General features: G+C 52.8%; 9 protein-coding genes and 1 riboswitch. Of the genes, 5 read left to right on the top strand and 4 right to left on the bottom strand.

Going from position 1 to position 12,189, the window contains the following annotated elements; all coding sequences use genetic code 11:
* Positions 1-3: 3 nt before the first annotated feature.
* Together IEY39_RS15470 and IEY39_RS15465 are read right to left on the bottom strand one after the other, a co-directional pair.
* Complete coding sequence (locus tag IEY39_RS15470) at positions 4-369, bottom strand: response regulator (RefSeq protein WP_188933135.1); 366 nt, start codon at positions 367-369, stop codon at positions 4-6.
* A 92-nt stretch (positions 370-461) separates the two neighbouring features.
* Positions 462-2,129: a hypothetical protein gene (locus IEY39_RS15465; protein ID WP_188933133.1), complete on the bottom strand. Its 1,668-nt coding sequence runs from the start codon at positions 2,127-2,129 to the stop codon at positions 462-464.
* 130 nt (positions 2,130-2,259) lie between these two features.
* Here IEY39_RS15465 and IEY39_RS15460 point away from each other — a divergent pair, with 130 nt between their 5' ends.
* The 4 genes from IEY39_RS15460 (at position 2,260) to IEY39_RS15445 (ending at position 8,376) form a co-directional block, all read left to right on the top strand.
* Positions 2,260-4,041 (top strand): ABC transporter ATP-binding protein, encoded by a 1,782-nt coding sequence (locus tag IEY39_RS15460; RefSeq protein WP_188933130.1) that lies wholly within the window; start codon positions 2,260-2,262, stop codon positions 4,039-4,041.
* A gap of 90 nt (positions 4,042-4,131) precedes the next feature.
* Entirely contained in the window at positions 4,132-4,884 is a 753-nt protein-coding gene (locus tag IEY39_RS15455) for a porin family protein (protein WP_188933128.1), read from the top strand.
* 77 nt (positions 4,885-4,961) lie between these two features.
* Entirely contained in the window at positions 4,962-6,143 is a 1,182-nt protein-coding gene (locus IEY39_RS15450; protein ID WP_188933126.1) for a hypothetical protein, read from the top strand.
* Between the two features lie 67 nt (positions 6,144-6,210).
* Positions 6,211-8,376 (top strand): T9SS type B sorting domain-containing protein, encoded by a 2,166-nt coding sequence (locus tag IEY39_RS15445; protein ID WP_188933124.1) that lies wholly within the window; start codon positions 6,211-6,213, stop codon positions 8,374-8,376.
* Positions 8,377-8,403: 27 nt separating this feature from the next.
* On the opposite strand, the gene IEY39_RS15440 is transcribed toward IEY39_RS15445, so the two are convergent.
* Entirely contained in the window at positions 8,404-9,660 is a 1,257-nt protein-coding gene (locus IEY39_RS15440; RefSeq protein ID WP_188933122.1) for a homoserine dehydrogenase, read from the bottom strand.
* On the bottom strand, positions 9,661-10,857 hold the full coding sequence (locus IEY39_RS15435; protein WP_188933120.1) for a trans-sulfuration enzyme family protein: 1,197 nt from the start codon (positions 10,855-10,857) through the stop codon (positions 9,661-9,663).
* A gap of 145 nt (positions 10,858-11,002) precedes the next feature.
* A riboswitch (SAM riboswitch) is annotated at positions 11,003-11,125 on the bottom strand.
* Positions 11,126-11,274: 149 nt separating this feature from the next.
* Here IEY39_RS15435 and IEY39_RS15430 point away from each other — a divergent pair.
* Positions 11,275-12,168, top strand: a complete 894-nt coding sequence (locus tag IEY39_RS15430; RefSeq protein ID WP_188933118.1) for a DUF4382 domain-containing protein — start codon at positions 11,275-11,277, stop codon at positions 12,166-12,168.
* The last annotated feature ends 21 nt before the right edge of the window (positions 12,169-12,189 follow it).

Here is a 12,189-nt window from a genome sequence, read left to right as displayed (position 1 = left end):
TGCTCAATATCCCGCACAGGCCCGGCGCAGCATCATCACCAGGTGGTCGAGGTCAAAAGGTTTCTCGATATAGAAATCCGCACCGGCTTCTCCTGCCAGCCGCGCAATATCCTGGTTGGCGCTAAAAAAAACGATCGGCAATCCGCGGTAGTCGATGGATGCTTTGAGTTCCTGTGAGGCAACGATACCCCCCGTAGGCGGGATCTTGTTGTCCAGAAGAATGACATCGGGCCGGCAATCCGCCACCTTTTTTACGATGTCATGACAATTATTTTGTGTAGCCACTTCAAATCCGCTGGTTTCCAGTACTATGGTGCAGACGTGGAGAATATCCGCGTCGTCGTCAAAGATCAATACGCGCTTCTTCATAGCATGCAATTTAGTGCCTCCTATTTCTGGAACAATAATTGCACCAGCCTTTCATGATGGATAACCGAAACACGGCCTTCTCCATTCATCAACTATAATGTATTGATCTTCCCCACCGCCAACTTGGATTTAAAGGCGAAATGAGGATCATTCATCCCCGTGAGAAAAAGGGTATTGTTCGATACCACCCCAAGCCTCGGCATGGCCGGCGGAATATCCTTATTGCTGAACAGGGCCTTGCGTGTCAGCTTCCCGGTGATCATATCGAGCTGTACTTCAAAACAGGTGCTTCGGTGGAAATGCGACAGCTGGATGACCTTCTTACCGGGTTGGACCACATCCGCATTCCGGTCGTCGTCATTGAAGAAAATATCGAGCATATTGTTTTCCCGGAGACAGCCGAAGCCGCTGAAGAATGGCCGGCTGAAGGTCCTGTCGAAAAAACCATGGGACAGCAGCATTCCACTGCCCAATCCGAGGGTGCCTGCCATCTCTTCAAACTGCCGCTTCGGCAGGATTTCCAGGTATTCGATCTCACCCCCGGGGGAGAGCTTACCGATATAGATGTCTCCGGAGAGGAACATCTGAGACGAACTGGTGGAGGTCGAAAAGCTCCCACGAACATTGTAGGAATAGGTGTACGAGCTTGTCCATGTTGCAAACTGTTCGGCCAGGAAAACCAGGCCGTTATCGGGTGCGACAAAAAAATTGCGGAACACCAGGTGAGAACCGATGCTCCGGACGGTATCCTTGTTAGTTTTCACGCTCTGGCTGTCTTTGTCATCATCATTCTCCACCTGCGAAACCAGCCCCACGGTGAAGTCCTTTTTGGTGCTGGTGATGAGATTTCCCGTCGCGGCATCGAGCCTTTGCACCATTAGCCCGTTGATCTCCATTTTACTCCTGTCATTGGTGAAGAAGGCGGCCACGACTATCTCGTTATTCAACTGCACCACCTGACTATTAGCCAGGAACCTGCCGGGGATGTCTGTCTGCACGTCCTTTTTCATCTTTCCGGTGGAGTCATAAAGTCTTATACTGTACTGCCTGAAATACCTCCGCCTTTGCGACGCCTCCCCATACACCCGGCCGACAACAACAACATTCCCAACGGATGTATAGATCAGATCTTCCACATCGAACAGATCGTGACGGAATTCATTCGCGATATGAAATGGCTTGCCCAGCGGGTGGAGATCCGCGTCCAGGGTCAGGATATCGTAGCTGTCATCTGCCCCGGCGAAGTCGGTACTGGTGATAACGATCTTCGAAGTGTCGGTGTTGGGGGTGATACGGAGCGCCAGGAGGCTGTGCTTTGCGGACACATCCCATGATGACAGCTGCTGCCAGTCGGTCTTAAGATTGCCCGATGTCTTGTCCAGCTCAGCCGCATACAGGTTCATTTCCTTTTCGTTCTTTTCGTACCCCACCGCAAACAAATACAGTTTGTCCCTGATAAAAAAGAAGGTCTTCGGTTCCTTACCCTTCAGCTCGTGGTCATATCCTTTCCGGTATACCTCGCCCAGCGAAGGGTCCAGCTTCACCAGGGTAGAGGATTTTCTCTGTTTCCATTCCCAAAGGGTTCTATAGTTCACCATATGGAATTCCTCGAGATAAACGCCCGAAGCATCAGCCTTGATGATGGAAAGATCTGTGCTGCCTTGCTTTAGTTTGAATTCGTCTCCCCAGGTGACTTTCGGCTGGGCGTAATTGAGATAGGGGGAAATAAGCAGAAGCAATGAGTAGAGATGTTTTTTCATGGATTGGGTTTCGATCCCAACGGCTTCTGTGGATAAAAATTGCCCGCTTCGCTTTGTCCCTGTTCGGCATAAGTGACTCCTATTATATCTCCGTCGGCCGGCGTTCGATAAAATCGTACTTTTATACCCTATGGCGAACCCTTATCTTTCCCTGCTCAGCACCGCCTGGCGTTATGCCCGCAACGAAAGGAAGAAATATATCCTCGTCTATTTCATGTTCATCTGCGCCAACCTGGTCTACTCGCTGAATCCCATCCTCTTCGGTTGGTTCATCGGGCATCTCCAGCAGGATTTCACGCATGTCTGGCATTATGCTCTGCTCTATGTTACCGGCTACATCGGGATAAAATTCGTGCAATGGTGTTTTCATGGTCCCGCCCGGATCATGGAGCGCACGCTGGCTTTCCATCTCAGCCGCAATTTCCTCCAGGAAAAATACCACCAGGTGCTCCACCTGCCCGTAAAATGGCAACAAGATCACCACAGCGGCGCCACCATCAACCGGGTCCGTAAAGCCTATGAGGCCCTCCGGGAATTCTTCGACCGCGGCTTTATGTACATGTATGCGCTCACCAAGTTCGTCTTCTCCGTGGCGGCCATCCTTTACTTCTCCCCCTTGTACGGCTGCATCGCCGTCATCCTGGGCCTCGCCACCATTTTCGTCATCCGAACCTTTGACAAACCCTTTATAAAGGCGTTGGATGAAGTCAACGAAAGAGAGCATGTCGTCTCCGCCACGCTCTTCGACAGTCTTTCCAATATTATGACCGTCATCACTCTGCGGCTCGAAAAAAGCATGGAGACCGGGCTTCTCAACAAGGTATCGCAGATCTTCCGCCCCTTCCGGAAAAGCGCGCTGATCAACGAATGGAAATGGTTCACCGCCGAAATGATGATCGTTACCATCTATGGCATCATCACCCTTGGCTATATTTTCCAGCACTGGATCCCGGGAAAATTATTCTATGTCGGCGGCCTGGTCACGCTTCTGGCTTATGTCAACACCTTCACCAGCGTATTCCAGGACATCGCCTGGCAATACACCGACATCGTCCAATATAATACGTATGTCCAGACTGCTTCCCTCATCAGCGACGCCTATGCGCAACAGCATCGCGCAGACAGACCCGACGGCCTGCCCGCAGGCTGGAACGCCCTCCGCATCAGCCACCTCAACTTCTCGTATAACCAGTCTTACGATCAAAGCAAGGGTGCTCAAAGCCTGCATGATCTAAACATCACCATCCGGCGCGGGCAGCGCATCGCCCTCATCGGGGAGAGCGGCAGCGGCAAGAGCACCCTTCTCGCTCTGCTGCGGGGACTCTATTTTCCCGAACCCGGTTTCGACATCCGCATCGACGGCAGCAATGGTGCTATTTCGGACTTATTCGATCGGGTCCATGAAGCCGTTACCCTCTTCCCCCAGGAACCCGAGATCTTCGAGAACACGCTTGCCTATAACATTACCCTTGGTCTGCCCTTCCCCGAAGAAGAGATCCTCCGGGTCTGCGAAAGTGCCCACTTCACCGAAGTGATCCGGCAACTGCCCCTGGGCCTGGAATCCGATATCCGGGAAAAAGGCGTCAACCTTTCGGGTGGCCAGAAGCAACGTCTTGCCCTGGCTCGCGGTATCCTCGCCGCCCGAGACAGCGATCTCGTCCTGCTCGACGAACCCACCAGCAGCGTAGACCCTCGCACCGAGGCCATCATCTACGAAGAGCTCTTCAAAACTTTTGCCGACAAGGCCATCATCTCTTCCATCCATCGCCTCCATCTCCTTCCCCGCTTCGATTATATCTATGTCCTCCACCAGGGCCGCACCATCGCCGAAGGAACGTTTGAACACCTCCGCGACCACGACCCCGCCTTCCGGGAAATGTGGCGCCACCAGAAAGAGCAGACTAACGTCTGAGCTTAGCATGAACCAACCCCCGTGCCCGCCCCGTGCGAACCAACCCCTGCACTTTTTTGTATAGAAAAGAACATCTAAAACTGCATCGACATGAGAAAGTTCTGTTCCCTTCTCGTGATGGTATGCTTATTGCATATCACGGCGGTCAACGCCCAATCTGCATGGCTCGGACTAAAAGGAGGCCTCAGCATCCCCAACCTCAGCGGCGGTGGCGGCAACCCTCTGAGCAGCAACTATACCTCCCGCCTGGCCGCGAACTTCGGCCTGCTTTCGGAATTTACCCTGACCCATCGTTTCTCCCTCCAGGCAGAACTCAACTACGCCGGCCAGGGCGGCAAGCGCGATGGCCTCCAGCCCATCACCAATCTGCCCCCCGAATACCAGCAGTTCGTACCCCCCGGCAGCTATCTCTATGCGAACTTCGACAACAAAGCGGTACTCGACTACCTGGAACTACCTGTCATGGCAAAACTCACCTGGGGCACCCCCTTTCAATTCTATGTCAACGCCGGCCCCTACCTGGGCTACCTGCTTCATGCGGCGGAAAAGACAAGCGGTAACAGCCAGATCTATGCCGACAGCCACGGGCAACAGGCGCTACCCGTGCCCGCCCAATCCTTCGACGGCAATACGGACGTTACGTCCAGCATCAAACGTTGGAACGTCGGGGTCACAGGCGGATTAGGCCTCGCCAAACCGCTGGGATTACGCAACAGGCTCTTTTTCGACGCCCGCTTCGAATACGGGTTTATCAACATCCAGAAATATAGTTCGGACGGAAAGAACAACACCGGCAACGTGCTGCTCTCTATCGGCTACGCATACCTAATATGCAAAAAGTGACAGTCACTGCGAAATCATCGCATACTCACACTTTATCTTCACCCCGTAATGTAATCATTAAACCAAACACTCCTTTTATGACCAGGCGCTTACTCACTACAGTGGGCTTATCCGTCCTATTGCTATCCGGAACCGCCCTTCTTTTCCACAGTTGTAAGAAACAAGACCAGACCCCCTCTCAACAAGACCTTGACCAGCGCGCAAAAGAAAAAGCGCTCGTCTCGGCCATGATCGCCAAAAAAGGCCTCACTTTCTTTGTTCCCGTCAATCAGCGGCTGGAAGCGTATTACGTCGATCAGGCCAACCATCGCATTCCCAAAGAGCTGCTGATGAAACATTCGACGGGCGTCAAAGGCACGGCCAGCATCACTTCCGCCTGTGACTTCAGTAACACCCCCGTGGTCACCATCAGCTCTTATGCCATCACCACCAATTGCGAACAGGGATTTTCCATTACCTGGAATTACACTATCTCCACCAACAACAACATTGTGGCCGTCAACCCCACGGTGACCACCGCAAAATCAAAGGGGCTTCTGCGCATCGTCAATAGCAGCAACTCCCAGATCTACACCGAAAACGACGGGCTCACCACTCTGCAGGACATGGGCCCGGACAATTCCAATCCTGGTTATGAACTGTTTTCCGTAAGCTTTACGTCCAGTAACATCAGTATCACTGATTTTGCCAGCGGCAATTCGATAAAGCTGGGCGCCAATCTGGTCACCGATTGCCCCGACGTCGAACCGGTGTCCATCGCCATCACCACTTATGGGCTCAACGGGTCGGGGGGTGCTGCTACCAACCCCTGCGACCGGCTTGACGCGATACAGATTCCCTCCAGTACCTCTACTCCCTTCCACATCTATGGCGAAGACCCTGTCGGAACCTGCGTCTCGGGCTTCATCTATCCCGATCTGCAGGAGATCCAATATTCATTGAATGGCGGCGCCTGGAGCAGCGATACGACTAATACGGTGTGGAGCTATTATCTTCCCCCCACTAATAATGCCACGTTCGCGAATTTGGTGAATAATGCTCATCAACCTTTTGTCGACCCGACCGGATCGCTGGAATTGCAGCTGAACCTGGCGAGAAACCAAACGTACAATGTCTCGATAAGATACCGGAATATCATGTTCAACGGCACCCTGGCAAGCTATGGCAACGTCTGGCCTTTGCCGATCCTCACCGGCGCCAACACCAATTGCTGCGTCGGTCCATGGTCTACCGTTAGAACCTACACGCTCACCTATTGATAGTCGATTATTTTTGGTAATTTGAGGCGGCATCCTGCCCGGATCACTCAAAACCTTACCTGAAATAATGAACTTTAAATATCCCGAATGGAAACAAACTCTAGGCATTCTATTATGCCTGGGGTTTGTTTTTTCAGGATTACCCGGTCGCAGCCAGCAGCCATCCTGCACCGACGCTTCCCTATTGGCCAATTATCATTCGGGTTCATTCGGCAATGCCTTAGATCTGAGCTCCCCCCAATCAGTCACTACTCCGGACAACGGCTCCGTATTCTTTATCAATAAAGACCTCCTTTCCAACGGCGTGGTAATAGATTCCCTCCTGGTTTTCAAGCTCGACGCAACCGGCTCCGTGGTCTGGAGCAAGGCCATCCCTGAAAGCACCCCTGTACTGATGATGCAGTTCAACCAGATGATTGCCCTACACAACGGCAACATCCTTCTCGCAGGAAATGCCGCCAACATAGGCAATAATACAGGGCCCGCCTTTTCCATCCTGCTCCTGCTGGATGCTACGGGCAACGTATTGTGGCAGAAGAACTATGCCGGTCTGGCGCTGGTGGTATGTAACGAAGGGCTCAACGGCGAGATCACGGTGGCAGGCTGGGCGCCCGGTAAAGTGCTCATCACCCGCCTGTCACCCGACGGAAATATCATCTGGAGCAAGAATTATCAATCCAGCAACTGGCACTTCTCCATAAACCCCGGCGGTCTCTATAGCGACAACGGCCGCCTGTATGTAGGCGGCGATTACTATGATCCTTTCTTCCCGGACATCTCCATCGGCTTTTGGCTGCTGAAGCTTGACTACCAGACGGGAGAAGTGATTGGCAGTAATTCCTGGAAGACAACCCTGACAACATTTCCCTGCGAGCTGGACCTTTCCCCTGGGGCGACCATGACAGCTACAGCCGGAGACCATTTGCTGCTCTCCGCCTCACTGATAAGGCCCACCGGATGCCAGAGCTGGAATATCCTCTTCGCCCGCGTCGACAGCAACCTGCAGCTGGTCCCCGCGGGCACCGGAAGTTTTTTCTATACAGTGTCAAATCCCGAAGGCGCAAGCCTGGCCGTCAACCCCTCTTCCGGCGGCATCGCCTTTGGCCTCAATGAAAAAGGGGCTTCACCGGGCGCATATTACTCCCTACTCGACAGCAATCTCAATATCACCACTCAACGCTTCGTTGCCGCTAGCGACCCTTCGGCCAATCCCATCCCTGTTTTTGACGGCTATAACCTCACCGGCATGCAGGCTGGCCTCCAATCCGGCAATGGTTCTTACCAATTCCTCCGCATAGACCCCGGCTTCACCGTCTCCAGCGCTTGTATGGGAACACCAGCCGGCCTGTTGCAGGCAGGCCCCATGATCACGACTCCATCCGGCCTGCAATTCACGCTCAACGGCGGCAACGCTATAAGCTCAACCACTTTCCCCATCACACAACAAGACTTTTCCATCACCACCGATGTTTTTTGCCGACAGGTCAGCACCTGTGACAGCCTCCTGATCCATGGCGATACCAGCTTCTGCCCCGGCGACCGGACGGCCGTCTTCACCGCGCATAAATCCGCCACCTGTCTGAAACAAAACAGCTGGCAGATCGATACATCCGCATGGACCATCATCAGCCAGCCAAACGACACTACCATCCAACTCGGTCTCAACAGGCAGTGGCAGGGGTATATCTATGCGACCATCGCCGGCTGCGGGTTAAAGGACTCGCTGCCCGTGACCATTCATGGACAGACACCACCGGTGCAGCTGCCACCGGATACTGTCATCTGCCCGGGTACCACGATGCTGCTGCAACCCAAGGGCAGCTTTCAAACTTACCGATGGCAGGATGGCTCTGTCGCCGATCACTACCTCGTGAAGGATACCGGCCTCTTCTACGTCACCGTCACCGATCTTTGCGGCAACAGCTCATCCGATACCATAAGGGTAGGAGATTGCAGGGATGAATTGTTGTTCCCCAATGCCTTTACTCCAAACCGCGATGGCGCGAACGATCTGTTCAGACCTCGCGTCAACGGGAAATTAAAAGAATTTGAAATGGTGATCTACAACCGCTGGGGCCAACTGATCTTCCAGTCCGCAGACCCGGCAAATGGCTGGGACGGCACACTCGACGGAAAGCGGCTGAATCCCGGCGTTTTTGTCTGGTTCTGCCGGTATCAATTCGCAAACGATACCCCTAAAACGGAGAAAGGGACCGTTTTACTCATCCGGTAAAGCGTGTGTCGCTGGCTTGCCGGGGGCTCAGATGAGTCCCGCCAGCTCGAGGCTCTTCTTCTTCAGCTGCCGCACCTCCATATCTTCGATGATCGGGTCGGGCGTAAGCACCAGCGACGTGCCGTTCTGCCGCCACCAATGATGATCCCGGAGTTCCCGGAAATGGATCACGCCGATGAGGTATTTGCGTTCGTTATCCGAATGCCATTCTTCTATCGACTGGAACCGGTCTTTGGGGATATACTTCAGATCGTCAAAGCTGAGGTACACCCGCACAAAGAAATCGTCCGTCAGTTCGTGCGGCTTATGATGATAGAGTTTCTTGTATTCGTATTTGTATTCATACCGCAGCGCCGACAGATCGCTAAGCACCGCCGAGGCGGTAGGGAAGGAGCCCGCCCCCTTGCCATAAAAGAATTGTTTGTCCGCAAACCCGCTCTCGATGACGACGCCGTTGAACTCATTCTTCACAAACGCCAGATGGTCGTCCTGCCGGATAAACTGTGGCAACACAAAAGCTGCTACTTTGCCGTTGGCCAGCTTTTTGGCCTGCGCAACCAGCTTGATATCATAGTGCTTTTCGCGCGCTACTTCCGCATCCCCGGCCTGCACATGCTGGATGCCGCTGAATACCAGGTCGCTTGTCTCCACCGTAATGCCATAGGCATGTGTCAGCAGGAAAGTCCATTTGTTGGCGGCATCATACCCTTCCACATCCAGCGAGGGGTCGCTCTCGGCAAAACCCAGCTGCTGCGCCAGCAGCAATGCATCCTGGAAACCCAGCTTTTCTTCGAACATCTTCGTCAGGATAAAGTTCGTGCTGCCGTTGACGATCGCCTTTATAGAATGCAACAAGTCGTTGTCATAGTATTCCTCCAGGTTACGGATCACCGGGATAGAGGCGCAGGCCGCCGACTCATACAGGAAAGAGGCGTGCGTCTGCTTCTGCAGCTCAAGCAGCTCGGGCAGATGTTCGGCGATCATTTTCTTGCTCGCACTGACCACCGACTTACCACTCTTCAGGGCCCGCGAAACGATCTCGAAAGCCGCATCCGATTCATTGATCACTTCCACCACCACATTGATCTCGGGGTCGTTGAGAATAGCATCCCGGTCAGTCGTAAAAAGCTCCGCCGGCGCTTCCCGCTTCTTGCCGGGATGCTTGATACATACTTTTTTGATGGATGCTTTCAGGGAGGGTGTTTGCTTCAATACCTTATAGAGACCTTCTCCGACGACACCAAAACCGAAAAGACCGATCGTTAGCTGCTTGTGCGTATCCATTTAATTTAATATTGCTTGTTTTTTATTTGAATTGCTTTTTATTTCCGCTTTTATTGTCAGCCGGTCGAGCGCCTGACGCAGATCGTCGATCAGGTCTTCGGTATCTTCCAGTCCCGCCGACAGCCGGATGAGGCTGTCCGTCACCCCTGCCGCCTTACGCTTTTCCGCCGGGATAGTCTTATGCGTCATAGCTGCCGGATGCGAAACCAGGCTCTTGATGCCCCCAAGGCTCTCGGCGAGCTTGAATAGTTCGGTCGATGTAACAAAGGCCGTGGCTGCTGCCAGGGTATCTTCCTTCAAAGAGAAGGAAACGATACCCCCAAAGCCTTTGGACTGGCCGGCTGCGACATTGTGACCGGGGTGCTTTACTAACCCCGGATAGTACACTTTGTTCACGGCAGGATGATTTTCCAGGAAGGCAGCGATGGCCCTTGCGCTGGCGCAATGCTGCCGGACGCGAAGATGCAGGGTTTCAATGCCCCTGATAAGCAGGAAACTATCAAAAGGTGCGAGGATGGCCCCACTGGCATTCTGCAGGAATTTTATTTTTTGCCCTAATTCCGGCTCAGCCGTTACTACCAGCCCGGCGATGAGGTCACTATGTCCGCCGAGGTACTTGGTTCCGGAATGGACAACCAGGTCGGCGCCAAGCAACAATGGCTGCTGCAAGGCCGGCGAAGCAAAGGTATTGTCCACGCAAAGCAGGCAGCCATGCGCTTTTGCGATCCTGGCGATCGCCCGGATATCTGTGATCTTCAGCGTGGGATTGGTCGGCGTTTCGATCCAGATGAGCCTTGTCTTTGACGTCAGCGCATGGGACACGGCATCGGGATTGGTGGTGTCGACATAATGGGTCGTGATCCCGAATTTGGCATACACCTGCTCGAAGAGCCGGTATGCGCCGCCATAAATATCATTCACCGCAATGATCTCGTCTCCGGTTTGTAACAGCTTTACTACCGCATCGATGGCGGCCAGGCCACTGGCAAAAGCGGCGCCCGTGCTGCCCCCCTCCAGTTGTGCGATGAGGCTTTCCAGGATGGCGCGGGTAGGGTTGCCTGTACGGGCGTAGTCATACCCTTTGTTCACACCGGGCGCCTCCTGCACAAAGGTGGAAGTCTGGTAGATAGGCACGGCAATCGCGCCGGTTAACGGGTCAACAGGAATGCTGTGAATGAGTTGTGTTGTCGCTTGCATGAGAAACAAATTTTAAGTTTTATTAAAAATTGTTCAGCGACACCACTTACCAAGGCCATGTGATCAGAGAGTTTCAAAAAAAAACTCTTCTGATACGTCAGAAGAGCTTTGAATATGTTTGATCTATATTGTCAAGCCGGAATCTGACTTATCTGTCCCGATATTCCATCGGGATGGAGTTGGCACCTTACTTTCCGCTTGATTTTCAAGCTTTAGCAGGTTGTCAAGGCTTCAACGGGCCATTTCCCTCAGCCTTTCTTGATAAGAGATGTTGTAAGAACTGGTGCAAATATACCATCTTTTTTCAAACTTCCAAATAGGACCATCACCATGTGAGATTTGTCTTGTTTTTTGGAACGGTTTTTGGCAACCTTAACATACCTGATGGGAGACATCTACTTATAAAACTACACAAACATGAAAACGGTAATTAAATGGCTGGCCGCCACTACGGGCGCCGCGGCCGTACTCCTCTTCTTTGCTTGTAACAAACAAAACTCCTCTAACTCTAACCCAAACATTCCCGCTGGCAAGTCCCAGGTCAACATGTACATGACCGATGGTCCCGGGGATTTTTTTAAGGTTTTAATCGATATCCGGCAGATTTCCATTGAGATTGACACGGCTTCCAAACAGAAAGACGCTGACCATGATGATGAATGGGACGACAACTTTGATGGCGAACACCGCGATGCCGACCACAAATCCGTCATCTGGGACACGCTCAACATCAAGGCCGGGGTTTACGATCTGCTGGCATTGCGCAATGGTGTGGATACCCTGCTTGCCACCGGTGTGTTCCCGACTGGTAAGATCGTGAAGATCAAGATCACTATCGGGTCGGACAACACGGTCTACATCGACAGTACAAATCATTTCACGCTGCATTTCCCCGGCTCCGACTCTACTCACACGTTTACGATCAACGTGCGCAGGGAGGATGTCGATGATCTCTCGGACAATGATTTCAAGATGTGGATCGACTTCAACGTCGACCGTTCGATCTTCTTCGGCGACGGCGAATTCTTCCTCGAACCCTTCCTCCAGGTATTTAATGATGAGACAGGAGCCAAGGTATACGGTACGGTACTGCCTGAAGGAGAGGGCGCGCTGGTCACCGGCTATATGGGAACAGATACGATATATGCAATACCCTTCGACGAGGGAAGTTATAAATTCCGAAACGTGCCCACGGGTACATGGTCTTTCAATTTCAAGGGCCGCGATGGCTACAAGGACACCACTATCACCGGTATCAAGGTGGACTCCATGGCATCGGTTAAACTGCCCACCATCACTTTACATAAGTAGCTATCTCATAACCATTTAGGA

Origin of the sequence: Puia dinghuensis, from assembly GCF_014642875.1 — a bacterium.
Lineage (GTDB): Bacteria > Bacteroidota > Bacteroidia > Chitinophagales > Chitinophagaceae > Puia > Puia dinghuensis.
Note: the sequence above shows the minus strand (reverse complement) of the source record. Positions and strands in the feature narration are given on the sequence as shown.